The following is a 23,634-nucleotide window of genomic DNA, read 5'->3' on the forward strand; positions in this document are numbered from 1 at the left end:
TTCATGTCACAAATCTGTTATCTCTCCTTCAACCAAGTGTCACTGCGCCGCCCTAGTCTGCATTCAAGACTCAAGGGAAGGGGGCGTGATGAACAAGATCCAGCAATGGGACCTGCGGGTGTGCCGTGTCTGTCTGCTCCATCCCTACAACCGGCCGCAGGCCAGGATCAGTCGGGTCATTTCCCGTACCGGTGACGGCCCCCTCTACGCCGTGCTGGCCGCCCTGCTCTGGTGGCAGGGGGAGGCGCAGCGGGAAGTGGTACAAGTCGCCCTGCTGGCCTTTGCCGCCGAGCTGCCGCTCTATCTGCTGCTCAAGAATGCCCTCAGGCGCCAGCGCCCCGTGGGCTTGCCGGTCTTCATCACCCCCTCCGATCGCTACAGCCTGCCCTCCGGTCATTCCGCCGCCGCCTTCCTGATGGCCACAGTATTGGCGGCCAGTTTCCCGCTCTGGGCGCCGCTGCTGTTTCTCTGGGCCATCCTGGTCGGGGCGTCGCGGCTGCTGCTCGGGGTGCACTATCTGAGCGATCTGGTGGCTGGCGCCCTGCTCGGGGGCGGCTGCGCCCTGTGGGCCCTTAACTGGAGCCAGGGATGAGGATACTGTTCGGGGTACAGGGGACCGGCAACGGTCATATCAGCCGCAGCAGGACTCTGGCGCGCGCCCTGAAGAGCAGGGGGATAGAGGTCGACTACCTGTTCAGCGGGCGCGCCGCCGACGGCTACTTCGAGATGGGGGAGTTCGGGGACTATCGCACCTTCCCCGGCATCAGTTTCGTCAGCCATCAGGGCCGCATCTCGGGCTGGCGCACCCTCAAGGGACTCTCTCCCCTTCGCTTCTGGCAGGACATGCGAGGCCTCGACTGCCGGGATTACGATCTGGTGATCAGCGATTTTGAGCCACTCAGTGCCCATGCCGCCCGGCGCTGGCAAAAACCCAGTCTGACCATCAGCCATCAGGCCAGCTTCGACTGGCCCATTCCGCGCTGGGGGGAGAGTGGTTTCAACCGCCAGCTGATGCGCCACTTCGCCCCGGTGAGCCGCTCTCTGGGGCTGCACTGGTTCCACTTCGGTCAGCCGCTGCTGCCCCCCATCATAGATCCCATGACCCCGGCGCCGGACAACCAGCAGATCCTGGTCTATCTGCCATTCGAGCAGACAGAGCAGATAGCTGCGCTGTTGTCGCGCTTCAACCAGCAGCGCTTCGTCTGCTTCCACCCCGGCCTTCGCAAGGCCAGTCAATGGCGCAACATCCGCTTCGAGCCTGCAGCCAGAGAGGGATTCAAATTAGCGCTAGCCGGTTGCCGGGGTGTCATCAGCAATGCGGGGTTTGAACTTGCCTCGGAGGCGCTGTCGCTCGGCAAGAAGCTGCTGGTCAAGCCGCTGGGTGGCCAGTTCGAGCAGCTGACCAACGGCAGGACCCTGGAGCTGATGGGGCTGGCCCAGTTGATGGAGACGCTGGATGCCAATGTGTTGAGAACCTGGCTCGAGGCGCCGTCACCCGGGCGGATCCGCTACCCCGATGTGGCGGGGGAGCTGGCCGACTGGCTGCTGGCCGGTGCCAAGGAGGAGCTGGCCTTTCTCTCCCGCCGTCTGTGGGCCAGGACCCTCTTCCCGGAGGAGGTGTGCGATCGCCTCAGCGAACTGGCGGGCAACCCGGCATTGGCCCGTCCCTGGTTATCGCAACTCAGCGCCTTTGACTAGACTGAGTTGATCCCATCAAGGAGAGGACGGACAACATGCGCTTTACCAATGAAAACGGCGACACCATGACCCTGGCAGACAATCTCACCCTGCATGAGCTGCTCGACATGGGGGTCAGCATCTCGGTCTGTGAAGAGGCGGATCCGGATCAGCAGATCTGGCTGGTGGAGCCGGAAGACGAGCACTAAGACGGGATGGTTTTGACGGCCCGCCCTCTGGGGCGGGCCATTTATTTCCATCCCTGCCCAGATTGGCAGCATGATCCGCTAGTTTCCCCCCCATACTCCCCGCTTTGTTTCCGGTCTGGTGACCAAGTCACTGAATGTTAATAGCTGTTTGAAATTTATGACTGTTATGGTCAGACAAAGCCGTGGACAAGCGTTCACAAGCGGGTTAAGTTGGTTTTTCACCCGCTTTTCGGGTGAATGATGGAAAAAACCTATTTTTCTACTATCGACGGCTCCGAACTCGCCTGGTCTGGATGTAGACAACAACAAGAGACGGATCGGCGCTGCCGGGAAGCAGCGGACTGTCGGTAGCTTTCGCTTAACGGAGCAAAGCCTGGAGGGCTTTATCATGGAGATGTTATCAGGCGCCCAGATGGTGGTTAGAGCGCTGGAAGATCAGGGAGTTGAGCATGTCTTCGGCTACCCTGGTGGCTCAGTGCTCGACATCTATGACGCTCTCTTCGAAAACGGCAAGATGGAGCATGTCCTGGTGCGGCACGAGCAGGCCGCGGTGCACATGGCTGACGGTTACGCCCGCTCCACCGGCAAGGTGGGCACTGTGCTGGTGACCTCGGGTCCCGGCGCCACCAACTGCATCACCGGCATCGCCACCGCCTACATGGACTCGATCCCCCTGGTGATCCTGTCCGGTCAGGTGCCGACCAGCATGATAGGGGAGGACGCGTTCCAGGAGACCGACATGATCGGCATCTCCCGCCCTGTGGTGAAGCACAGCTTCCTGTGCAAGAAGGCCAGCGAGATTCCCGACGCCATCAAGAAGGCCTACTACATTGCCGCCAGTGGCCGCCCGGGGCCCGTGGTGGTGGACTTGCCCAAGGACGTGCAGAACCCGAAAGAGAAATTCCCCTACCAGTATCCCGAGTCCGTTTCCCTGCGCTCCTACAATCCGACCAAGGCCGGACACAAGGGCCAGATCAAGCGGGCCGCCAAGCTGCTGACCGAGGCGAGCCGCCCCGTCATGTACGTGGGCGGTGGCGCCATCAACGCCAATGCGGATCACCTGGTGACCAAGCTGGCAGAGCTGTTGAACCTGCCGGTGACCACCACCCTGATGGGACTGGGGGCCTTCAGCGGCACCCATCCGCAATTCATCGGCATGCTGGGGATGCACGGCACCTTCGAAGCAAACAAGAGCATGCACAACGCGGATCTCATCTTCGCCGTGGGTGCCCGCTTCGATGACCGCGTCACCAACAATGTGAGCAAGTTCTGCCCCAACGCCACCATAGTCCACATCGACATAGACCCCACCTCCATCTCCAAGACGGTACAGGCCCATGTGCCCATCGTCGGCTCGGTGGAAACCGTGCTGGAGCAGATGCTGGAAGTGATCCGCGAGTGCGGCTTCGACAACGACAAGCAGGCGCTGGCGGACTGGTGGAGCCAGATCGATCAGTGGCGCTCCCGCAACTGCCTGGCCTACGAGACCCACCCCACCCTGATCAAGCCGCAGCAGGTCATAGAGGCGCTCTACAAGGTGACCAAGGGGGAGGCCTTCGTCGCCTCCGACGTGGGTCAGCACCAGATGTTCGCCGCCCTCTACTATCCGTTTGCCAAGCCGCGCCAGTGGATCAACTCCGGGGGCCTCGGCACCATGGGCTTTGGCATTCCGGCCGCCATGGGGGCCCAGTTTGCCAACCCGGATGCCGTGGTCTGCTGCGTCACCGGTGACGGCTCGGTGCAGATGAACATTCAGGAGCTCTCCACCTGCATGCAGTACGGGGTGCCCATCAAGATCATCTCCATCAACAACCGCGCGCTGGGCATGGTCAAGCAGTGGCAGAAGATGTTCTACGGCGGCCGCCACAGCCACTCCTACATGGAATCCCTGCCGGACTTCGTCAAGCTGGCGGAAGCCTATGGCCACGTCGGCATCGCGGTGAGCGATCCGGCGGAGCTGGAGAGCGCCATGGAGAAGGCCTTCGCCATGAAGGATCGGCTGGTGTTCATGGATATCTCGGTCGACCCGGATGAGCACGTCTATCCGATGCAGATCAAGTTTGGTGCCATGGACGAGATGTGGCTGAGCAAGACGGAGAGAACCTGATGAGGCATATCATTTCAGTACTGCTGGAGAACGAATCCGGCGCCCTGAGTCGCGTGGTAGGTCTCTTCTCCCAGCGCGGCTACAACATCGAGACCCTGACGGTGGCCCCCACCGAGGATCCCACCCTGTCCCGCATGACAATCGTCACCATGGGTGACGAGCGGGTGCTGGAACAGATACAGAAGCAGCTGCACAAGCTGGTGGATGTGCTCAAGGTGTGTGACTTGAGCGAAGGGGAACACATAGAGCGGGAGATCGCCCTGGTCAAGGCACGCGCCGCCGGTGGTGCCCGCGACGAGTTGAAACGACTGGCGGACATCTTCCGTGGCCAGATCGTCGATGTCACCCCCGAGCAGTACACGGTGCAGCTCGTCGGGACGAGTGAGAAGCTGGACGCCTTCATCAAGACTGCCGCCCAGACCAACGAGATCATCGAAGTGGTGCGCTCCGGCGTCTGTGGCATCTCCCGGGCCGACAAGTCCCTGCGTCCCTGATGCGGTCGGATGTGGAAATGGCTGTTCAAGGGCTCTTCGGAGCCCTTTTTCATGGACGCAAGGGAAGGAGGGTGCTGGCTGGCGCTGTCATTTTCTTTCAAATGATCGGTAAACTATCCACAAAAGCTGTGGAAAAGTCTGTAGATTAGCGGTGTGTCTGGCGTTAGTTAGCTGATCTTAAAGGGATATTCTGATTTGATCCTGGCTGGATCGCAATTGTGCAATCCCCCTGCGCGGGTGTGAGTGTTTGCTTATCGCCGACCCCTTGCCAGGAGGCGTTCGCGGCCAGTCCGGCGGATCCTGCGAGGATCCGGATTTGATCTCGCCGATCAACAGATCCCTGTCAGCCATAAAAAAACCCGCCGGAAGGCGGGTTTTTCACAGGATCAGCGGTGGGCGATATTACTCGGCCTGGGCTGCCTGGATACCGGTCAGGGCTATGGTGTAGACGATGTCGTCTACCAGAGCGCCACGGGACAGGTCGTTGACCGGCTTGCGCATGCCTTGCAGCATGGGGCCGATGGAGACCAGTTCTGCGGAACGCTGTACCGCCTTGTAGGTGGTGTTGCCGGTGTTCAGGTCCGGGAACACGAACACAGTCGCTTTACCCGCGACCGGTGAGTTCGGTGCCTTGGACTTGGCCACGTTCTCCATGATGGCCGCGTCGTACTGCAGCGGGCCGTCGATGATGAGGTCGGGGCGCTTGGCCTTGGCCAGCTCGGTCGCTTCACGCACTTTCTCTACGTCAGCGCCGGCGCCAGAGGTACCGGTGGAGTAGGAGATCATGGCGACGCGCGGCTCTATGCCGAAGGCGGCAGCGGAGTCGGCGGACTGGATGGCGATCTCGGCCAGCTGTTCGGCGCTCGGATCCGGGTTGATGGCGCAGTCACCGTATACCAGCACCTGATCAGGCAGCAGCATGAAGAAGATGGAGGAGATGAGCGACGAACCCGGGGCAGTCTTGATGATCTGCATCGGCGGACGGATGGTGTTGGCGGTGGTGTGCACGGCGCCGGAGACCAGACCGTCCACTTCGCCACGCTCCAGCATCATGGTGCCCAGCACCACGTTGTCTTCCAGCTGTTCGCGGGCAACCACTTCGGTCATGCCCTTGTTCTTGCGCAGCTCGACCAGACGCGGCACGTAGCGCTCGCGCACTTCCAGCGGGTCGATGATCTCGACGCGATCGGTCAGCACCACACCCTGCTGTTCGGCGACGCGACGGATCTCTTCCGGGTTGCCCAGCAGCACTGGACGGGCGATGCCACGCTCGGCACAGATGGCGGCAGCCTTGATGGTGCGCGGCTCTTCCCCTTCCGGCAGCACGACGCGCTTGTTGGCCTGACGGGCCAGCTCGGTCAGCTGATAGCGGAACGCCGGCGGGCTCAGGCGACGGGAGCGGGTTGACTTGGCAGAGAGGGACTCGATCCAGTGCTTGTCGATGTGGCCAGCCACATAGTCCTGCACCAGTTCGATACGCTCGCGGTCATCTTCCGGGATGTCGACGTTGAAGTTCTGCAGGCTGACGGCGGTCTGCCAGGTGTTGGTGCCGGTGATCATGATCGGCAGGCCGGTAGCCATGGCCTGTTGGCACAGGGCGATGACTTGCGGCTCAGGGTGGTAGTTGCCGGTCAGCAGCAGGGCACCCAGCTTGACGCCGTTCATGGCGGACAGGCAGGCGGAGACGATGACGTCGGAGCGGTCGCCTGAGGTCACCAGCAGGCTGCCCGGACGGAAGTGCTCGATCATGTTGTGGATGGAGCGGGCGCAGAAGGTCACGGTCTGCAGGCGACGGCTGTCCAGCTCACCCTTGTGCAGGATCTTGGCGGCCAGGTGCTTGGCGAGATCCTTGGCGCGCGGGGCGATCAGCTGGGTGTTCCAGGGGATGCAGCCGAGGATGCGCAGCGGGCTCTTGCCGAACACCTGCAGCACTTCCAGGTTGTGGGCGGTGTCGGAGGTGTGGTGATGGGCCTCGAACATCTCGGTCAGATCGGGGCGGGTCACGCCGTGCTCATCAACCGGTGCACCCACCTTGTTGATGACGCAGCCCACGATACGCGGGTTGCTGACGCCACCGAAGTTGGAGCAGGCCAGCTCGATGCGCTCTTTCAGCTTCTGGCTGGAATCATTGCCCGGATGGGTCACGAACACCATGTCGGCGTCCAGCGCCTTGGCGACGTCGTAGTTCAGCTTGTTGGCAAAGGGCTGCTTGTCGGTCGGCACCAGGCCTTCGATCACCACCACTTCGGCACCGCTGGTCTTCACGTGCTCTTCAAAGCGAGCCACTATCTCTTCCAGCAGGATATCGGTGTTGCTGGAGGTGATCATGTTCTCGGCGTAGGAGAGGGCGAACGGCTCGGGCGGGTTGATGTTGGCGGCGGCGCGGATCACGGCGGTGGAGCGCTCGGTACCGGTTTCACCCGGACGCGGCTGGGCAACCGGTTTGAAGAAGCTGACATTGACACCGTGACGTTCCATGGCGCGAACGACGCCAAGGCTCACGGAAGTTACGCCGACACCAGTGCCGACCGGGATGAGCATAATAGTGCGTGCCACTTATTACCCCTTGTTCATTTTTTGGGATCAGGAAAAGGCCGCCCTGGGGCGGCCTTGCTCTACAGCTAATTTATGCGCCGACCAGTTCCAGCGCGTCGTGGGCGATGACCCACTCTTCGTTGGTCGGGATAACCAGGGCCTTGGTGGAGCCAGCCTTGGTGATCTCGCCACCCTTGCCGAAGCGTGCCTTCAGGTTGGCGTCGTGGTCGACGTCAAAGCCCAGCAGGCCCAGCTTGTTCAGGGTGATCTCACGGATCGGGGCGGAGTTCTCGCCGATGCCGCCGGTGAAGACCACGGCATCCAGACGACCGTCCATGGCGGCGGCGTAAGCGCCGATGTACTTGGCCAGACGGTAGCAGTACACGTCCATGGCGCGCTTGGCTTCTTCCTTGCTGTCGTAGTTGTCTTCAACGAAACGGCAGTCGGAGGTGACTTCGGTCAGACCCTGCAGGCCGGATTCCTTGGTCAGCATGGTGTTGATCTCGGCGACGCTCATGCCCAGCTTGTCGTGCAGGAAGAAGATGATAGCCGGATCGATGTCACCGGAACGGGTACCCATCACCAGGCCTTCCAGCGGGGTCAGACCCATGGAGGTGTCGACGGATTTGCCGTTCTTGATGGCGCAGACGGAGCCGCCGTTGCCCAGGTGGCAGTTGATGATGTTCAGCTCTTCGACCGGCTTGTTCAGCTGCTTGGCGGCTTCCAGGCTGATGTAGTAGTGGCTGGTGCCGTGGGCGCCGTAGCGACGGATGCCGTTCTCTTTGTAGAGCTTGTACGGCAGGGCGTACAGGAAAGCTTCTTCCGGCATGGTCTGGTGGAAGGCGGTGTCGAACACGGCGACGTTCTTCTCGGCCAGCTCAGGGAAGACCTTGAGGGCGGCACGGATGCCGATCAGGTGAGCCGGGTTGTGCAGCGGAGCGTAAGGAATAGCGGCTTCGATACCGGCGATCACGTCTTTGCAGATCCGCACGGAAGAAGTGAATTGCTCGCCGCCGTGTACCACGCGGTGGCCGATGGCAATCAGGTTCTTGGACAGTTCAGGGTTGAGCGGCAGGATCTTGTGGACGATGTAGTCCAGTGCTTCCTGGTGAGCGGCACCGGCACCCAGATCGGCACTGCCCTTCTCGCCGTTGAGCTTCCACTTGATGCGGGCGTCGTCGAGGTTGAAGCACTCGGCCAGGCCGGACAGCAGATCATCACCGGTGGTTGCGTCAATGACAGCAAACTTCAGGGACGAGCTGCCACAGTTAAGAACAAGAACCAGCTTACTCATGAATAAATCCTATCGCAGATTGGGTTGGGTTGGAGGATGCGCCGGACGCGGTGCGCCCAAAAACTATCAACTTATCCTTATGAGGGTTGGCAATCTGTTGCTTGCCCCTTGTATAGTGATACAAGACCCGGAATTCTGACGTCCCTGACAGGCCAGCAGCAAACCACTGGCGTAAAAATTGGGCGTACAAAGGATAACCTGATTGTTGAAAAATAACAAAGTCATCCTCAACCTTTGTTATTGCCTCTCAAATATTGTCGAGGTTTTGCCGTTAATACGTTCAAAAAGAGCTCGGAGGTAGTATGAGCATGAACATTTTTGGAACTAAATTACAGCAAGGCCGTCATTATATGACTCTTTGGCCGCGCCGTCCCGAGCTTAATTCCATGTTCCCGGAGAATCGGGTGATCAAGGCCACCGAGTTCGCCCTCAGGGTCATTCCGGCGCTCGCCGTGCTCAGCGTCATGCTGCAGTTCCAGTTCGGCGAGCTGCACTACTGGCCCTCCGTGATGGCCTCGGTGTTGTTCCTGCTCAGTCTGCCGCTGCAAGGCTATTACTGGCTCGGCCAGCGTGCCGATACCCGGCTCCCGCCCTCCCTCGCCAACTGGTACAGGGAGATCAACGGCAAGATGAACGAGCAGGGCGGTCATCGTCAGCTGGTGGCCCGACCCCGTTACGAGGAGCTGGCTGACACCCTCAACGCCGCCTTCAAGCAGCTGGACAAATCCTTCCTCTACGAATAGCCCCGGCAGGGGAGCAAAAGGCGCCACCAGGCGCCTTTTTCACATTCAGGCGGCCAGTACCTTGCTGATCTCCTGGATGGATAGCTTGTACTGACGGGGGCACTGACGCCAGGCCGCCAGCATGCGCTGGTACTTGTCGCGCATGGCAATGTCGCTGGAGAGCTCGTCACAGGGGCACGGCAGCTCGGGGAAGCGCTTGTCCACCTCCAGCAGGAAGCAGACATAATCCGCCAGTTCCCGCTCCTGGCTGCGGCTGTAGCCGTTGAAGGCCAGGCGACTCTCGTTCACCTCGGATCGGGTACCTTCGTCCAGGTTGCCCCAGGAGATGGCCAGCGCATGGTGCAGTTCCAGAGTGTCCAGCACCTCCTGGCAGGTGGCGAGATCCAGATGGCCGAAGCTCTTCTCCAGCTCGAGGATCTGCAGGCAGTAGCCACGCTCGACTATGGTGCTGGCCCGCTGGTAAAACGCCGCTTTCTCCGGATTGAGTTTGGCCAGGATCTCGTACTGATTGCTCAGGATCAGGCGTTCGGTATGGCTCATGTTCATGGGCTGTCTCACTGGAAAATGAATCTGGGGCCACGTTAACCCATATCCAGGATGAATTTTTTGATCTGATAGGGGAGGTTGGCGAGAAAAACGGGGAGGAGGGCGCAATAGGGGCGCTGCTTTTGGCAGGAGATTCCCGGCGCTTGCGCGGCAGAACAGGGGGGCAAACGAACAGGGCCTGCATCTGCAGGCCCTGTTGTCGTGTCTGAACGGACTTCAGCCCTTGACGAGGTCGAGCACCACCTGATGGTGATCGCTGGTCTTGAACTTGTCGAAGCGATGGGCCACCTTGCCCTCCTCATCGATGAGGAAGCTCAGTCGATGGATGCCGTCGTACTCCTTGCCCATGAACTTCTTCGGGCCCCAGACGCCAAAGGCATCGGCCACGGCGTGATCCTCATCGGCCAGCAGCCGGAAGTTCAGGCTGTCGCGCTCCTCGAACTTCTTCAAACGCTTGGCCGGATCTGGACTGATGCCGAGCACCACCACATTGAGGGCGGCCAGTTCGGCATTGACGTCGCGCAGGCCGCAGGCCTGGGTGGTGCAGCCCGGGGTCATCGCCTTGGGATAGAAATAGATGAGCACCTTCTTGCCCCGCAGGGAGGACAGACTGACCTGCTGACCATCCTGATCGGAGAGGGAAAAATCGGGGGCCTGAGTACCAACTTGTAGTGGTTGCATGGGGTCTCCTCGGATAAACGCCGTCAGGCGTATTTGTGATTGACGATGAACTCGAATGACTCGGCACCCAGTTCACGACAGAAATCGGCGAAGGCCGTTTTCGAGTCCGCCGCCTCTCCCTGCTTGGCCTGATTGAGTTGGAAATTGGCCTTGAGCAGGTTGAAGGGTTGCTGCTCGAGCGTGACGGTCTGCATGGCCTGAATGTCCCAGCCGTGATCGCTGAAGAACTGGGTGCACTGGCTTACGATGCCCGGCTGATCCCGGATCAGCACCTCGGCGCTGGCACTGATGTCATATTGCAGGGAGTGGTGGCGCTCGGTGCGCTTCATCATGGTGATGAGATCCCACTCCTGGCTGCGCAGGGGGAGGCTTATCTCAAGCTGCATCAGGCTGTTCCAGTCACCGGACAACAGCATGATGAAAGTGAATTCGTTACCGAAGATGCCAAGACGGCTGTCGACAATGTTGCAACCGCAGCCACTGACGTGACGGGTAACCTCATTGACGATGCCAGGCCTGTCCGTGCCGATGGCCGTTACGACCAGGTAGTGAGTCATAAATCGTCTCTCGTCCATTTATTGCGAATGCGGTGAGAGCGAGCGCCTGATGGGCATGACGCCCTGCTCCGGGCCCTCTCCTGCCCTCGTGCATCCATACGTTTTGTGGCGGATGGTAACACGGCTTCTCCCTTGCCTCCCTTGTTTTTCAAAAGGGGCAGCTTTACCATTACGCCCCTGAAAATCGGGAGAAATATCCATGTTACGCGGTAGTATTGTTGCGCTCGTTACCCCCATGCTGGCCTCGGGTGACATCGATTGGACCAGTCTGGCAGCCCTGGTGGAGTATCATGTCGGTGCCGGCACCAGTGCCATAGTCGCGGTGGGCACCACGGGAGAGTCGGTCACCCTGAGCGAGCAGGAACATATCGCAGTCGTGGAAAAGACCGTCGAGTTCGCCGCCGGTCGCATTCCGGTCATCGCAGGCTGCGGCTCCAACAGCACTGCCCACGCCATCGCGCTCTCCCGGCGTTTTGCCCAAACCGGCGTGGTGGCGGGCCTCTCGGTGACCCCTTATTACAACAAACCCACCCAGGAAGGTCTCTATCGTCACTATTGTGCGATCGCCGAGGCTAGTGGTCTGCCTCAAATTCTCTATAATGTGCCCGGTCGCACCTGTTGCGATCTCAAACCGGAGACCGTGGCTCGTCTGGCCAAGGTTCCCGGCATTATCGGTTTGAAAGAAGCGACGGGTGATTTGAGCCGCACCCCGCTGCTGCGCGAGTTGTGCGGGCCGGATTTCGCGCTTTATAGTGGCGATGATGCCAGCGGATGTGATTTTATGCTGCAAGGGGGCGATGGCGTCATTTCGGTCACCACCAATATTGCGGCGCCCCAGATGGCCGACATGTGTCGTGCTGCGCTGGCCGGTGATGCCGGGCAGGCTCATGACATCAACAATCGATTGATGCCGTTGCATCAGACTCTGTTCTGCGAACCGAGTCCCATCCCGGTGAAGTGGGCCTGTGCCCGACTGGGATTGATGGCGACGGCGACCTTGCGCCTGCCGCTGACCGACCTCACCCCCGAGGGGGAACAGGCGATGGCGCGAGCACTGACGACTGCGGAGTTGATGGCGAGTGTTTAAAGCAAATGGAAAGGGAAATGCAGTGCGCCTGGTGCTGAGTGTCGCGACTGTTGCCGTGTTGGCAGCCTGTAGCTCACCCCAGGATCGCAAGATGGCCAACCGTGGCTTCGAGTATGAAGAGAGCCGCCTCGAAGGTCGCGCCTTCCTCGTGCCCGCCGGGTTGAGTACCCCCGCCTTTAACAGTAATTTCGACATTCCGGCCCTGCCGGAGAGCAGCCGCGAAGGTGCCATCGGCGCCAAGGTGGACGTGCGTCCGCCAGCCCAGCTGCTGACGGTGGTCCCTGGCAGTCAGGTGGTGGCCAAGGCCAGCGAGCCTACCCTGGCCTTCTATGCCCTGAGCACCAGCCAGAGCGTGGAGCGCGATACTTGGGCCTTCCTGATGAACTTCCTGGCCCAGCACAAGGTCACCACAGAGAAGCTGGATCAGCAGGCCGGCGTGTTGCAGACCGGCTGGTTTGACAACTCCGCTGCCCTCGATGGCTGGGCGGAGGAGGACGAAGACTTCCGCATCCGTCAACGCTACCAGTTCACCCTCAGCAACGACCTGCAGCGTCACGCCGTCAACATGTCGGTACGGGTGCTGGATCATGAAGAGACCATAGATGGCGAGACCAGCACAGTGCTGACCCCGGCCGATGCCCAGCGTTATGCGACCCGGGCACTGAACCAGTTCTCCCTCTACTACGACAAGCAGCTCAAGGCCCGCGAACAGCACAAGTCCACCGATGGCATGGGTCTGGAGCTGGGTCTGGACAACAACGAGCTGAGTGCCTGGATCGCCGATGGCTCCTTCGAGCAGGTCTGGCGCCGCCTCAACCAGGTGTTGCCGGCCTACGGTTTCACCATCAAGGACACCCAGCAGTCCCTGGGCTGGATCGACGTCGAGTATGACGAACCCAATGCCGAGTTCTGGCAGGCCAAGGGGGCCGAGCCGTTCAAGCTGGAGGAAGACCAGTATCGCTTCCAGCTGGGCGAGATGGCCGGAGGCAAGACCTCCATCACCCTGTTCGACAAGGACAAGAAGCCGGTCGCATCCGGTGTCATCTCCCAGATGTATATCAGCCTGTCCGAGGCCTTTGCCAAAGGCGTGGCCGATCAGGCCGCTAAAGCAGAATAGAAACAGGGGCCTGGTGCCCCTGTTTTGTTATGCGGAGTCCGCGCCAAGGGCCCTCCTGGGAGCCTGCCCCGGCAGAGGGGCCTAGCGCTGTTTAGCTGAATGAATCCCTCGTAGACAGGAGCCTGATGCGCCTGTCTTGTCAGTCCCACAACAGGAAGTGTTATTAGCCATGAGTCTTGCAGATCAAGTATTGGCGGTGAATGACGATTTGCCGATCCGTACCGATAAACCTGTCCATTCCGGCAAAGTGCGCAGCGTCTACTGGTTGACCCCCGCAGACAGTGCCCGGCTCATAAGAGAGAAAGGCTATGATGTGCCTGCGGATACACCGCTCGCCCTCATGGTGATCAGCGACCGCATCTCGGCCTTCGACTGCATCTGGCAGGGTGTGGATGGCTTGAACGGCGTGCCGGGCAAGGGGGCTGCACTCAATGCCATCTCCAGCCACTGGTTCAAGCTGTTCAAGGAGAAGGGATTGGCGGACAGCCACATCCTGGATATCCCGCACCCCTTCGTCTGGATAGTGCAAAAAGCCCGCCCCGTGATGATCGAGGCCATCGCCCGCCAGTACATCACCGGCTCCATGTGGCGTGCCTACAAGGACGGCGAGCGGGAATTCTGCGGCATCCGTCTGCCGGAAGGGCTCAAGAAGGATCAGAAGCTGCCCGAGATCCTCATCACCCCCTCCACCAAGGGTGTGCTGAAAGGGCTGGACGGCGTGCCGGAAGCGGACGACGTCAACGTCTCCCGTGCCGACATAGAGCGCCACCATCAGGCCTTCGGCTTCCGCTCCCCGGCAGACATAGAGAGCTATGAAGCCCTGCTCAAGGAGGGTTTCAACGTCATCAGCGAGGCTCTGGCCGCGCTGGATCAGATCTTCGTCGACACCAAGTTCGAGTTTGGCTATGTCCAGGATGTCGCCGGTCGCGAGAAGCTCATCTACATGGACGAAGTGGGTACCCCCGACAGCTCCCGCATCTGGGACGGCGCCGCCCTGCGCAATGGCGAGATCGTCGAGAAGTCCAAAGAGGGCTTCCGCCAGTGGCTGCTCAACCACTTCCCGGATCCGGACATCCTGCTCAACAAGAACCGCATGCCGGAACGCTTCGCCCTGGCCCGGGACAACAAGCTGCCCACGGAGGTGATGATGGACATCTCCCACACCTACGTGGGGATCGCCGAGAAGGTCATAGGTCACAAGCTGGTGCGCAGTGCCAATCCCAAGCAGGAGATCATCGAGGTGCTGCGCGAGCAGTACGGTCTGATCGACTGAGGCTGACCGCCTTTTTTTGCCGCCGGCGCACAAACGTTTGCCGGTGGTGAAGGCAGCAAGCCGACAAACATGCGGGCCCCATGACGGGGCCCGTTTTTATTGGCGTCTGGCAGTGGGAGAGGGAGGCCTCAGCCATTGACCCTGAAGATCTGGCCGGTCTGTACCCCCAGCACGGACTTCTGGTAAGCCTGCGCCACCCTGGCGGCGGGCACAGGCACGAAGCCCGGGAAGAAGTCGGCGTATTTGCCCATGGACTCCTCCAGCACGGTCGGGCTCACCACGTTGATGCGCAGGCCCCTCGGCAGTTCGCAGGCGGCCCCCTTCACGAAGTGCTCTATGGCGCCGTTGATGGTGGTTGCACTGACCCCCCAGTGGATGGGCTCCTCGCTCAGTATGCCGCTGATGAGGGTGATGGAGCCCTTGTCGTTCAGATAGGGAATGGCGGCCCGGGTCAGGTTGATCTGGCCCATCAGCTTGCTCTGGAGCCCCAGCTGCCACTGCTCGTCCGTCATCTCGGTCAGGGCGTTGAAGGCGACGCTGCCGCTGGCGACCAGCAGGGCATCGAACCGGCCTATGCCCGCAAAGAGGGCGGCGATGGAGGCGCCATCCGTCATGTCGACGGTGGCATCCCCCCGGCGGTGGCCGACCCGGATCACCTGGTGGTCTCTGGCAAGCAACTCGCTGACGGCGGAACCTATGGTGCCGGAGGCACCCACAATCACAATTTTCATCTTGGTCACTCCTGATGGGGATGTGTTGATGATAGCTGGATGAAAAAGGAGAAAAAGCGCTTAAGATGAACCCATTGTTTCCATATTGGAGCTAATGGATGGAGATCGCCCATCTGAGCAGTTTCTACGAGGTGGTGCAGCGGGGCAGTTTCTCCGCCGCCGCCGATGCATTGGGGGTGAGCAAGGGGATGCTGAGCCGCCACGTCAGCGCCCTGGAGTCCGCCCTCAATGCCCAGCTGCTCCAGCGCACGACCCGCAGACTCAGCCTGACCGAGGCGGGGAGGGTGCTTCACCAGCAGGCCGGCGAGATCTTCGCCCTGGCCCGGGAGGCGGAGGAGGGGATCCGCGCCCTGACCGAGGAGGACAGCGGTCGCCTGCGCTTCACCTGCCCGGTCAGTACCGGCGATCGCATGGTGAGCGAGCTGCTGGCGCGCTTCGCCGAGATCTGCCCCGGGGTCGAGGTGGAGCTCAATTTCACCAACGCCATGATCGACATGAGCCAGGGGGAGAATGACATCGCCCTGCGCGCCATGGATCAGGTGCCGGACAACCTGGTGGCGCTGCCCCTCGGGCAGCTGAAAGACGTGGTGGTGGCGAGCCCAACTCTGCTGGCCCGGGAGGGGCTCCCCGCCACCCCCTATGAGCTGGGCGGGCGCCCCTGCCTGCTCCAGGGGCACAACCCGGCCTGGGAGCATTGGCATTTTCGCAAGGCAGGGGAGGAGGCCCACATCCTGGTGCAGGGCAAGGTGCGGGCCAATCACTACAGCACAGTGCTGCAACTGGCCCGCTCGGGCATGGGGTTTGCCAAGTGCCCGCTGATGCTGGTGGAGACGAGTCTGGCCAGGGGCGAGCTGGTGGCAGTGCTGACGGACTGGCAGACGGCCCTGCACCCGCTTCACGTGCTCCATGCCCAGCAGCGCCGGGTGCCACGCAAGATACGGCTGTTCAAGCAGGTGCTGGCCCAGTGGTTTGCCGAGCGGCCCCACTACCTGCTCTGAGCCCGTTATTTTTCTGTCATCTTTGGCTGCTAGCCTGCGCCCATCATAGCGAGCAGAGAGAGACAGGGAATGAAGGGTCATCAGGGTTGGGTTGGGGTCATGTTGCTGTGTGCCGGCTTGTCGTGTGCCGGCTCGGTGCAGGCCGAGGTCAGGGTCGAAGTACCCGGGGATTTCCAGATCCTGGCGGTGAGCGACGGCAAGGTGCAGGACGAGCAGCATGGGGTGCTGGCCGACGGGGCGCAGCAGTTGCTGGTGCGCTATCAGGGGGTGATCCCGAGTCGCAACAGCAGCGACAACGATCGCCAGATCCGCTCCGAGCCCCAGGTGATCCGCTTTGAGGCCCGCGGCCAGTCGGTGCGCCTGCAGGCCACGGTGCCCACCGACGAGAAAGGCATGGAGCGCTACGCCAAGACGCCGGTCGTGAGCCTGCTGGCGGGGGACAAGCCCCTGAAGGTGCAACAGGAGGCCCTGGTGGTCAACGGCATGCAGATCGGCATGGACTGGCACGCCAGGCTGCAAGAGTACAACCGTGGCACGGGCAAGGCGGTGCTGGCGACCGGCGCGGCGGCGACCACGGCCGCGGCGACGGCGGCCCAGGCCCCTTCAGTCCCTGCCAGCGAGCTGGAGGGGCAGTTGCAGCAGCTCTTCCTGCAGGCGGACCCCGAACTTCGCAAGCGCTTCATCGGTTGGGCCGTGCCCCGGCTTTAAGTTTGCCCCCCGTTGCAGTAACGTGGGCACACTCATCTCCTGACGTGCCCATGTTGACCAGCGAGGCCCCATGTTTGAATTGCATCCCCGCCTGCAGGCGGATACCCAGATACTCGGGGATCTCCCCCTTTGCCGCGTACTGCTGGCCAAAGACAGCCAGTATCCCTGGCTCATCCTGGTGCCCAGGGTCCCCGGGCTGCGGGAAATCCACCATCTGCCTCCCGAGCAGCAGCAACAGCTGATGCAGGAGTCCTGCGCCGTCGCCACCCTGATGGAGCACGCGCTCAATCCGGACAAGATCAACGTGGCGGCGCTCGGCAACCTGGTGCCCCAGCTGCACCTGCACCATGTCGCCCGCTTCAGCACCGATGCCGCCTGGCCCGGTCCCATCTGGGGAGCGCACCCCGCGATTCCCTATCAGGCACAAGATTTGCGACAGCAGGCCGATAACTGGCGAGCCCGGTTGGCCACCCTGGGTGGATTTCAGCCGTTTCTGACTGACAATACGGTCAAGTGAGAGGCGGCTCGCGGTTTCAGCACCGGGATCACGCAATCTGTTAGCGTATCGGACGCGAGCGTGATGACATGGGCGGTGAGACAGACAAGCCTATTTTTTCGATCAGCAGGAAGGTTCCATGATAGTAACAAGATCCGAGGATGATGCCGTATTGACCACAGAGGATGTGCTGCTGAGCCTGTGCAATTCGGTCACGGGCGTCCTGAGCGCGGCGACCCAGACCCAGGTGCGCTTCTCCGGCATGGTGCAGCGGATCAGCAAGACCTGCCTCAAGCCGGATATCGGCTGTTTCGTGCTGTTTGATGGCGGCTTCTCCGGCCTGGTGGTGATCAACTTCTCCGCCGCCGCGGCCATGGAGCTCTACCAGAGCTACATGCTCAGCATGGGGCTCTCCAAGGAGGATCTCGCCATCTCCCACACCTCGGACGAGGTGAGCAACGTCATGGGCGAGCTGATGAACCAGATCCTCGGCAGCTTCACCGGCAAGGTGGGGCGCGAGCTGCAGACCCACATCACCCAGAACCAGCCCAAGATGCTGGCCCTGAACAAGCAGGTGATGCTGAGCGTGGATACCAACCTCGACAATCCCGAGACCCGCAGGGTCACCTTCTTCACCGCCAGTAACAACATCTTCTATCTGGAGCTGGCGATGGACGGCACCGAGTTCATTCGGCTGCACAACGAGGGCAGGGATCAGGAGGAGATTGACCCCGATGCGCTGATCGCCCAGACCAAGCTGGCGGCGACCAAGCCGGCCTCGGCGGTCGCGCCTGCGAGCAACGAGCACGACGATCTGCTGGACTCCCTCGGCATCTGACGCCGTCAGGAAGCGAATAAAAGCGAGGCCACCCCTGGGGTGGCCTCGCTGTTTTCGACAGGGTTCGGCTTAGAAGTTGTACAGCAGGCCGGTGCTGAAGCGGGTGGCCTGGGTATCGTAGAAGTCGATGTCGGAGTCGGCGCCGGAATAAGCCGCCGTGAAGGTCGCGGCCAGGGCCTTGACCCCGAACAGGTTATGCCAGAAGAAGGTGCCGTTGATGGCAAACTCGTCTGCATCGGCACGCTGGCCGAACAGGGGATTTGCCTCGTCATACTTGCGCTTGCCGGCATAGAGGTTGCTGACGATGGACCATTGCGGGCCCCGCTTGGCGTAAGTCAGCTGCAACCCTGTGTTGTCGAAGCTCTCGGCACTGCCATCCAGCCTGGCCTGCTTGTAGAGGATCGCCGGCTCCAGCAACTGGTTGCCGCCGAAGTGGAACTGGTAGGAGAGCGCCATGTCGTGCACCTTGCCGTTGCGATCCAGCATGGCGGCATACTGGGTGCCGTGTGTCTGGTCATACTGCTGACCGCTTCGCTCCTCGTCCAGATCCACTTCCCGGGTGGTGAGGGTGCCGTAGAAGTTGCTGCCCCAGATCTTGTCCCAGGCAAAGCGCACTCCCTTCGACTTCACGTCGGTGGCGCTGCGATCTACCCCGGTGGCGAAGGGATCGCTCCACAGCTCCACCGGCATGGCGTTGAACACCAGGGAGGTGGCCACTATGCCCTTGTCGCCCATCTCCTGGCGCAGGCCCAGCTGCTGGGTGAAGTCGAAGCGCACCGCATCCTGGATCAGGTTGCCGAGGAACACCTGGGTGCGGGTGTCGGCGAAGGTGTAGCGGATGTCGGCGTTGATAAGCGGCGTCAGGCCGCTCTCGCTGTCGGGAGAGCCGAGGTCGTTGATTCGACTGTGGTTGTCATCGCCGGCGTAGAAGTTGGACTCGTAGCTGACGACATTGACCCCGCCGAGCAGGAAACCGGACCAGCCGGACTCTCTGGGGATCTCGCCAAGATCGGCGTGGGCGGCATTGGCGGCTAGCAGACCAAGACTCAACAGGACATGATTGCGCATGGGGTGTGCTCCTGACACAGGGGATGACAAGGGTGGCAGTGCGGCTCGGGATCCTTTGCTGAACCGGAGCTGACTGACTCAGGCGGGAATGCTACCCCAGTCGGAGTGTGACGTTAATCAATAATTTAAGGTGCAAGGGGCAAGAGTTCAGGGCGCCGTACTGGTATTCTGTTTGCGCAATAACGGGGAGAAAACAACGAGATGAAGCAAATCAAATCCTGGGCGCAATACTATGTCGACCTGATGACCAAGCTGGGACTGGTGCGCTTCAGCATGTTCCTGGCGACCGCCATCATAGTGCTGGCGGTCTCCATCCAGATGGGGGTGACCCTGTTTCTGCGCGGCACTGTGGACATAGTCGACCTGGTGCGCTCTGTCTTCTTCGGCCTGCTGGTGACCCCCTGGGCCGTCTATTTCCTCTCCATCGTCGTGGATCAGCTGGAAGACTCCCGCCAGCGGCTGACCCGCATGGTGCGCAAGCTGCAGGACATGCGCGAGCGCGACCTCGAGCTCAACAGCCAGTTGCAGGAGAACATCAGCCGCCTCAATGCCCAGATAGCCGAGACCAACAGGGCCGAGACCCTGCGCCAGCAAGCCATAGAGGATCTGGAGAACGAGGTGTTCCAGCGGGAGAAGGCCCAGCTGCACCTGGGGGAGCGTACCGCCCTGCTGCGCTCCTTCATCGACTGCTCCCCGGATCTGGTCTACTACCGCAACGAGGACGAGCAGTTCTCCGGCTGCAACCGCGCCATGGAGGAGCTCACCGGCAAGGTGGAGGCCGAGCTCATCGGGCTGACCCCGTTTGATGTCTACAAGCAGGAGATAGCCAACAAGGTGGTGGAGACCGACAAGCAGGTCTTTGCCAGCAACGAGCCCCTCACCTATGAGCAGTGGCTGGAGTACCCCGATGGCCGCAAGGCCTACTTCGAGCTGCGCAAGGTGCCCTTCTTCGACAGGTTCGGCAAGCGGCTCGGCCTGCTCGGCTTCGGCCGCGACATCACGGAGCGCAAGCAGTATCAGGACAAGCTGGAGAAGGCGAGCCGGGACAAGACCACCTTCATCTCCACCATCAGCCACGAGCTGCGCACCCCGCTCAACGGCATAGTGGGGCTGAGCCGCATGCTGATGGACACCCCCCTCGATGCCAAGCGGCAGCAGCAGCTCAAGACCATCCACCTGAGTGCTGTGACCCTGGGCAACATCTTCAATGACATCATCGATCTGGACAAACTCGATCGCCGCCGCCTCGAGATAGCGCCTGCTCCCATGGATCTGCCCGCCTTCCTCGACGAGCTGGAGATGCTGTCGCGCATCCAGGCGGAGCAGAAGGGGCTCTACCTGCATTTCGATCGGGATGGCGACATGCCGCAGTTCGTGATGGCGGACGGCACCCGGCTGCGCCAGGTGCTGTGGAACCTGGTGGGCAATGCGGTCAAGTTTACCGACGAGGGGGGGGTGACGGTGCGCTGCCTCGCCCACGCCGCCGATGAACCGGGCAAGCTGGCGCTGCACTTCGAGGTGGAAGACACCGGGGTCGGCATTCCCCGTGCCCAGCAGGAGAAGATCTTCGCCATGTACTACCAGGTGCAGGGCAAGAAGCACGCCACCGGCACCGGCATCGGTCTCGCCGTCTCCCGCCAACTGGTGCAGGCCATGGGCGGTCAGCTCTATGTGGACAGCGATCCTGGCGAAGGCTCCTGCTTCACCGCCGAACTGGAGGTGGATTGTGTCGAACCGCAGGCGACCCCGCCTGAGCCCGAGATGCCCTCCCTCGACATACTGCTGGTGGAGGACGTGGAGCTGAACGTCACCGTCGCCTGCGCCCTGCTCAACAAGCTGGGTCATCAGGTGCAGGTGGCGCGGGACGGCACCCAGGCGCTGGCCATGGCCAACCCGGATGACTTCGACCTCATACTGCTGGACATCCAGCTGCCGGACATGACCGGCTTCGACGTGGCAGCCCAGCTGCTGGCCCGTTACGGCGACAGCCTGCCCCCCATGGTGGCGCTCACCGCCAACGCCACCGGCGATCGCCAGTACTATCGGGATCACGGCATGCAGGATGTGATCAACAAGCCGCTCGGCTCCAAGGCGGTGCGGGAGGTGATAGGTCACCTGTTCGCGGATCTGGCGGACGACGAGGCCTTTGATCAGGCGGACGCGGGCAACCAAGATGCACTGCTGGACCTGCCCTTCCTCACCGATTACGCCAGCACGGTCGGCAAGCCGGTGCTGCTCTCCAGCGTGGATCTGTTCGAGAAGATGATGCCGGACTACATGGCGGTGCTGGACTCCAACATGATTGCCAGGGATCAGGCCGGCGTGGTGGAGGAGGCTCACAAGATAAAAGGGGCGGCGGGTTCCATCGGCCTGCGCCGCCTGCAGCAGACGGCCCAGCTGATCCAGAGCCCGGATCACCCCGCCTGGTGGGAGAACGTGGAGGACTGGATTGAGACACTGCGCCGTGAATATCCCGGCGACATCGCCCGCTTGCGGCGCTGGTTGTTGTCGTGAACCTGACGGACGCCACAAGCAAGGAGCCGCACCATGTATGACAGTCTGATTACCCCGGCGCGCATTCACCCCTGGGGCAGCGAGGAGCTGCTGGAGGCGACCGAGCAGGATCGCGCCCGCATAGTGCAGGCGGCGCCGGTGCGCCGCCTGCAGCAAAAGACCCAGGTCTTCCCGCTGGATGTGAAGGCCTCGGTGCGCAGCCGTCTCACCCACTCCTTGGAGGTGCAGGAGACGGGTCGCCAGATCAGCCGGCGCATCCTGGCGGCCCTGCCGGCGGGCACCGTCTGCGAGGGGGCCTTCATCAACCTGGTGGAGATGGCCTGCCTGCTGCACGACGTCGGCAACCCGCCGTTCGGTCACTTCGGCGAGCAGGTGATGAGCCAGTGGCTGGCACAGTCGCTGGATGAGCTGTTCGCCAGCGCCCATGAACAACTGCCGAGCCCGCAGTGGGCCGAGTTGCGCCAGGACCTGCTGGTGTTTGATGGCAATGCCCAGAGCCTGCGGCTGGTGCACAGCCTGCACGAGATGAACCTCACCCTGGGCCAGCTGGCGGCCCTGTGCAAATACCCGCAGCAGCCCCTGCTGCACAGTCCCCAGGGCTATGGCCAGCACCATGGCTGGACCAGCAAGCGCGGCATCTTTTTCAGCGAGCAACCCCTCTACCGCGCCCTCGGCCAGAGTCTGGGGCTGGCGCCGGGATGCCGGCATCCGCTGGTCTATATCATGGAGGCGGCGGACGACATCTCCTATTGCATCGCCGATCTGGAGGACGCGGTGGACAGGCGCATCCTCACCCAGGGGGAGCTGCTGGCGGCGCTGCGCGGTGCCGATGAGGGGGACTACATGGCCACCCTGCTCGAGGAGGCGCTGGCCTCGGAGCGGGGCTTCTTCCCCCATTTTCGTCAGCAGCTGACCCGGGATCTGGTGGCGCTGGCGGCCCACACCTATGTGAGCGATCACGAGGCCATACTGAGCGGCGCCTACCCCAGGGCGCTGCTGCACGGTCAGGCCCCGGCGGCGCAGGTGCTCGACACCCTCAAGCAGGTGGCCCGCGAGCAGGTGTTCATGCGTCCCGAGGTCGAGGCACTGGAGCTGGAAGGCTATGCCGCCCTGCGCGGTGTGCTCTCCACCTACGCCTGCCTGCTGGCACTGCCGGCCGCCCAATTCGAGCGGCTGCTGGCCGGCAACGGCGGGAGCGAGCTCTTCTTCGCCCGGCGGCTGTTCCACCGGTTGTCGGCCCGCCACCTCAAGGCCTACCGGCTGGCGGTGGCCAGCCGGGATCCGCGCTTTGACAATCGCGCCGAGCAGGAGTGGTACTACAGGGTGCGGCTGTTGCTCGACTACGTCAGCGGCATGACGGATACCTATGCGCTTGAGGAGTTCCGGCTGTTGTCCGGGATTTGACCGGGGCCGGTTCTGACCGCACTCCACCCATATGGGTGGGGGAGATATTGCGTAAAATTCGGTGTTTTTTTAGACTGTGGCAACTTGTTCAACTTTCACACGGTAAGGAGACGATCATGCAACATTCCATGTTCAACGTTGCGTTCGATCGCTGCAATGGCAGCGCGAAGACTCGTGCTCTTTATTTACCGCGTGGAGGGAACAGGTAACACCTGCTTTTTCATCACCCGCGGTTGTCCCGCAGGGTGATGCCTCTCTCCGGGAGAACCGCACGTTCAACTGGAGAATATTATGTCTATCGAACTCGCCCTGCTGCGCCGCGTCGAAACCCTGGTTCAAAAACGGATCACCCGGCTGGAACGTCGCGTCAGCTATCTGCATCTCTCTCCCGCCCTGCTCAAAGACATAGGGCTGGAAGGGCACAATGTGCAGGTCGCCCACATCCGTGAGCGGGAGTTTCAAACCGGTTTCCGACTCGGGAATCGAATAACCTGAGGCGAGGGGCTCCGGCCCCCGACTCCTGGATGGCAGGCCTCGGCCTGCCATTTTTCTTTCCT

The 23,634-nt window shown here is 61.7% G+C and carries 23 protein-coding genes; 16 read left to right on the plus strand and 7 right to left on the minus strand.

All coding sequences use genetic code 11. From position 1 onward, the window contains the following. Positions 1-88 precede the first annotated feature (88 nt). From Aeroheme_RS03875 to ilvN, 5 genes are all read left to right on the plus strand, one after another. Positions 89-592 (plus strand): phosphatase PAP2 family protein, encoded by a 504-nt coding sequence (locus tag Aeroheme_RS03875; RefSeq protein ID WP_290030323.1) that lies wholly within the window; start codon positions 89-91, stop codon positions 590-592. After that, complete coding sequence (locus tag Aeroheme_RS03880; protein WP_411166716.1) at positions 589-1,698, plus strand: MJ1255/VC2487 family glycosyltransferase; 1,110 nt, start codon at positions 589-591, stop codon at positions 1,696-1,698. The genes Aeroheme_RS03875 and Aeroheme_RS03880 overlap by 4 nt, the downstream gene beginning before the upstream one ends. A gap of 35 nt (positions 1,699-1,733) precedes the next feature. Beyond that, on the plus strand, positions 1,734-1,886 hold the full coding sequence (locus Aeroheme_RS03885; protein ID WP_163155678.1) for a hypothetical protein: 153 nt from the start codon (positions 1,734-1,736) through the stop codon (positions 1,884-1,886). 388 nt (positions 1,887-2,274) lie between these two features. Next, positions 2,275-3,993 carry an acetolactate synthase 3 large subunit gene (locus Aeroheme_RS03890; RefSeq protein WP_111912261.1) on the plus strand — a complete coding sequence of 573 codons (1,719 nt, stop codon included), beginning with the start codon at positions 2,275-2,277 and terminating at the stop codon, positions 3,991-3,993. Further along, positions 3,993-4,487: an acetolactate synthase small subunit gene (gene ilvN, locus Aeroheme_RS03895; RefSeq protein WP_025328160.1), complete on the plus strand. Its 495-nt coding sequence runs from the start codon at positions 3,993-3,995 to the stop codon at positions 4,485-4,487. Before Aeroheme_RS03890 ends, ilvN begins: the two co-directional genes overlap by 1 nt. 402 nt (positions 4,488-4,889) lie before the next feature. Here the strand turns inward: ilvN and pta are convergent, their stop codons facing one another. Continuing rightward, the gene (gene pta, locus Aeroheme_RS03900; protein ID WP_025328159.1) at positions 4,890-7,043 is read right to left on the minus strand and encodes a phosphate acetyltransferase; all 2,154 of its coding nucleotides are present in this window, start codon (positions 7,041-7,043) and stop codon (positions 4,890-4,892) included. A gap of 70 nt (positions 7,044-7,113) precedes the next feature. After that, a complete protein-coding gene (locus Aeroheme_RS03905; protein WP_025328158.1) occupies positions 7,114-8,316 on the minus strand; it encodes an acetate kinase in 1,203 nt (400 codons plus the stop codon). Positions 8,317-8,618: 302 nt separating this feature from the next. Here Aeroheme_RS03905 and yfbV point away from each other — a divergent pair, with 302 nt between their 5' ends. After that, positions 8,619-9,059 (plus strand): terminus macrodomain insulation protein YfbV, encoded by a 441-nt coding sequence (yfbV, locus tag Aeroheme_RS03910; protein WP_025328157.1) that lies wholly within the window; start codon positions 8,619-8,621, stop codon positions 9,057-9,059. A 45-nt stretch (positions 9,060-9,104) separates the two neighbouring features. Here yfbV and Aeroheme_RS03915 read toward each other — a convergent pair whose 3' ends face one another. The 3 genes from Aeroheme_RS03915 to Aeroheme_RS03925 all read right to left on the minus strand — a co-directional run bounded on the left by Aeroheme_RS03915 (position 9,105) and on the right by Aeroheme_RS03925 (position 10,843). Continuing rightward, the gene (locus Aeroheme_RS03915) at positions 9,105-9,605 is read right to left on the minus strand and encodes a YfbU family protein (RefSeq protein ID WP_404839434.1); all 501 of its coding nucleotides are present in this window, start codon (positions 9,603-9,605) and stop codon (positions 9,105-9,107) included. 216 nt (positions 9,606-9,821) lie between these two features. Beyond that, on the minus strand, positions 9,822-10,286 hold the full coding sequence (bcp, locus tag Aeroheme_RS03920; protein ID WP_106885901.1) for a thioredoxin-dependent thiol peroxidase: 465 nt from the start codon (positions 10,284-10,286) through the stop codon (positions 9,822-9,824). Positions 10,287-10,309: 23 nt separating this feature from the next. Continuing rightward, on the minus strand, positions 10,310-10,843 hold the full coding sequence (locus Aeroheme_RS03925) for a glycine cleavage system protein R (protein ID WP_025328154.1): 534 nt from the start codon (positions 10,841-10,843) through the stop codon (positions 10,310-10,312). Between the two features lie 199 nt (positions 10,844-11,042). Here Aeroheme_RS03925 and dapA point away from each other — a divergent pair, with 199 nt between their 5' ends. The 3 genes from dapA to Aeroheme_RS03940 all read left to right on the plus strand — a co-directional run bounded on the left by dapA (position 11,043) and on the right by Aeroheme_RS03940 (position 14,320). After that, complete coding sequence (gene dapA / locus Aeroheme_RS03930; RefSeq protein WP_106885902.1) at positions 11,043-11,930, plus strand: 4-hydroxy-tetrahydrodipicolinate synthase; 888 nt, start codon at positions 11,043-11,045, stop codon at positions 11,928-11,930. Further along, on the plus strand, positions 11,923-13,047 hold the full coding sequence (bamC, locus tag Aeroheme_RS03935) for an outer membrane protein assembly factor BamC (RefSeq protein ID WP_106885903.1): 1,125 nt from the start codon (positions 11,923-11,925) through the stop codon (positions 13,045-13,047). Before dapA ends, bamC begins: the two co-directional genes overlap by 8 nt. A 169-nt stretch (positions 13,048-13,216) precedes the next feature. Then, a complete protein-coding gene (locus Aeroheme_RS03940; RefSeq protein WP_411166717.1) occupies positions 13,217-14,320 on the plus strand; it encodes a phosphoribosylaminoimidazolesuccinocarboxamide synthase in 1,104 nt (367 codons plus the stop codon). A 128-nt stretch (positions 14,321-14,448) separates the two neighbouring features. Here the strand turns inward: Aeroheme_RS03940 and Aeroheme_RS03945 are convergent, their stop codons facing one another. Further along, on the minus strand, positions 14,449-15,051 hold the full coding sequence (locus Aeroheme_RS03945; RefSeq protein ID WP_234691023.1) for a short chain dehydrogenase: 603 nt from the start codon (positions 15,049-15,051) through the stop codon (positions 14,449-14,451). A 98-nt stretch (positions 15,052-15,149) separates the two neighbouring features. Here Aeroheme_RS03945 and Aeroheme_RS03950 point away from each other — a divergent pair, with 98 nt between their 5' ends. From Aeroheme_RS03950 to Aeroheme_RS03965, 4 genes are all read left to right on the plus strand, one after another. Next, positions 15,150-16,049 (plus strand): LysR family transcriptional regulator, encoded by a 900-nt coding sequence (locus tag Aeroheme_RS03950; RefSeq protein WP_411166718.1) that lies wholly within the window; start codon positions 15,150-15,152, stop codon positions 16,047-16,049. Between the two features lie 69 nt (positions 16,050-16,118). Next, positions 16,119-16,757, plus strand: a complete 639-nt coding sequence (locus Aeroheme_RS03955) for a DUF2057 domain-containing protein (RefSeq protein WP_411166719.1) — start codon at positions 16,119-16,121, stop codon at positions 16,755-16,757. Between the two features lie 70 nt (positions 16,758-16,827). Next, entirely contained in the window at positions 16,828-17,274 is a 447-nt protein-coding gene (locus Aeroheme_RS03960; RefSeq protein WP_411166720.1) for an HIT domain-containing protein, read from the plus strand. A 118-nt stretch (positions 17,275-17,392) separates the two neighbouring features. Further along, a complete protein-coding gene (locus Aeroheme_RS03965) occupies positions 17,393-18,091 on the plus strand; it encodes a DUF3334 family protein (protein WP_106885909.1) in 699 nt (232 codons plus the stop codon). A 69-nt stretch (positions 18,092-18,160) separates the two neighbouring features. Here the strand turns inward: Aeroheme_RS03965 and Aeroheme_RS03970 are convergent, their stop codons facing one another. Continuing rightward, the gene (locus Aeroheme_RS03970) at positions 18,161-19,159 is read right to left on the minus strand and encodes a DUF2860 family protein (protein ID WP_163138083.1); all 999 of its coding nucleotides are present in this window, start codon (positions 19,157-19,159) and stop codon (positions 18,161-18,163) included. 201 nt (positions 19,160-19,360) lie between these two features. Here Aeroheme_RS03970 and arcB point away from each other — a divergent pair, with 201 nt between their 5' ends. From arcB to Aeroheme_RS03985, 3 genes are all read left to right on the plus strand, one after another. Further along, complete coding sequence (gene arcB, locus Aeroheme_RS03975; RefSeq protein ID WP_234677898.1) at positions 19,361-21,673, plus strand: aerobic respiration two-component sensor histidine kinase ArcB; 2,313 nt, start codon at positions 19,361-19,363, stop codon at positions 21,671-21,673. Between the two features lie 33 nt (positions 21,674-21,706). After that, positions 21,707-23,077, plus strand: a complete 1,371-nt coding sequence (gene dgt / locus Aeroheme_RS03980; protein ID WP_234568394.1) for a dGTPase — start codon at positions 21,707-21,709, stop codon at positions 23,075-23,077. 291 nt (positions 23,078-23,368) lie between these two features. Continuing rightward, positions 23,369-23,572, plus strand: a complete 204-nt coding sequence (locus Aeroheme_RS03985) for a hypothetical protein (RefSeq protein ID WP_139745667.1) — start codon at positions 23,369-23,371, stop codon at positions 23,570-23,572. Positions 23,573-23,634 lie beyond the last annotated feature (62 nt).

This window comes from Aeromonas sp. DSM 116730, assembly GCF_046581335.1.
GTDB lineage: Bacteria > Pseudomonadota > Gammaproteobacteria > Enterobacterales > Aeromonadaceae > Aeromonas > Aeromonas rivipollensis.

What these genes read in the sequence shown, in the direction of transcription:
- ilvN (WP_025328160.1), top strand. Translation starts at nt 3,993, where the DNA reads ATGAGGCATATCATTTCAGTACTGCTGGAGAACGAATCCGGCGCCCTG.
- dapA (WP_106885902.1), top strand. Translation starts at nt 11,043, where the DNA reads ATGTTACGCGGTAGTATTGTTGCGCTCGTTACCCCCATGCTGGCCTCG.
- Aeroheme_RS03985 (WP_139745667.1), top strand. Translation starts at nt 23,369, where the DNA reads ATGTCTATCGAACTCGCCCTGCTGCGCCGCGTCGAAACCCTGGTTCAA.
- Aeroheme_RS03950 (WP_411166718.1), top strand. Translation starts at nt 15,150, where the DNA reads ATGGAGATCGCCCATCTGAGCAGTTTCTACGAGGTGGTGCAGCGGGGC.
- Aeroheme_RS03945 (WP_234691023.1), bottom strand. Translation starts at nt 15,051, where the DNA reads ATGAAAATTGTGATTGTGGGTGCCTCCGGCACCATAGGTTCCGCCGTC.
- Aeroheme_RS03960 (WP_411166720.1), top strand. Translation starts at nt 16,828, where the DNA reads ATGTTTGAATTGCATCCCCGCCTGCAGGCGGATACCCAGATACTCGGG.
- Aeroheme_RS03915 (WP_404839434.1), bottom strand. Translation starts at nt 9,605, where the DNA reads ATGAACATGAGCCATACCGAACGCCTGATCCTGAGCAATCAGTACGAG.
- Aeroheme_RS03970 (WP_163138083.1), bottom strand. Translation starts at nt 19,159, where the DNA reads ATGCGCAATCATGTCCTGTTGAGTCTTGGTCTGCTAGCCGCCAATGCC.
- Aeroheme_RS03905 (WP_025328158.1), bottom strand. Translation starts at nt 8,316, where the DNA reads ATGAGTAAGCTGGTTCTTGTTCTTAACTGTGGCAGCTCGTCCCTGAAG.
- Aeroheme_RS03925 (WP_025328154.1), bottom strand. Translation starts at nt 10,843, where the DNA reads ATGACTCACTACCTGGTCGTAACGGCCATCGGCACGGACAGGCCTGGC.
- Aeroheme_RS03940 (WP_411166717.1), top strand. Translation starts at nt 13,217, where the DNA reads ATGAGTCTTGCAGATCAAGTATTGGCGGTGAATGACGATTTGCCGATC.
- Aeroheme_RS03880 (WP_411166716.1), top strand. Translation starts at nt 589, where the DNA reads ATGAGGATACTGTTCGGGGTACAGGGGACCGGCAACGGTCATATCAGC.
- arcB (WP_234677898.1), top strand. Translation starts at nt 19,361, where the DNA reads ATGAAGCAAATCAAATCCTGGGCGCAATACTATGTCGACCTGATGACC.
- Aeroheme_RS03875 (WP_290030323.1), top strand. Translation starts at nt 89, where the DNA reads ATGAACAAGATCCAGCAATGGGACCTGCGGGTGTGCCGTGTCTGTCTG.
- Aeroheme_RS03885 (WP_163155678.1), top strand. Translation starts at nt 1,734, where the DNA reads ATGCGCTTTACCAATGAAAACGGCGACACCATGACCCTGGCAGACAAT.
- dgt (WP_234568394.1), top strand. Translation starts at nt 21,707, where the DNA reads ATGTATGACAGTCTGATTACCCCGGCGCGCATTCACCCCTGGGGCAGC.
- yfbV (WP_025328157.1), top strand. Translation starts at nt 8,619, where the DNA reads ATGAGCATGAACATTTTTGGAACTAAATTACAGCAAGGCCGTCATTAT.
- Aeroheme_RS03955 (WP_411166719.1), top strand. Translation starts at nt 16,119, where the DNA reads ATGAAGGGTCATCAGGGTTGGGTTGGGGTCATGTTGCTGTGTGCCGGC.
- Aeroheme_RS03965 (WP_106885909.1), top strand. Translation starts at nt 17,393, where the DNA reads ATGATAGTAACAAGATCCGAGGATGATGCCGTATTGACCACAGAGGAT.
- Aeroheme_RS03890 (WP_111912261.1), top strand. Translation starts at nt 2,275, where the DNA reads ATGGAGATGTTATCAGGCGCCCAGATGGTGGTTAGAGCGCTGGAAGAT.
- bcp (WP_106885901.1), bottom strand. Translation starts at nt 10,286, where the DNA reads ATGCAACCACTACAAGTTGGTACTCAGGCCCCCGATTTTTCCCTCTCC.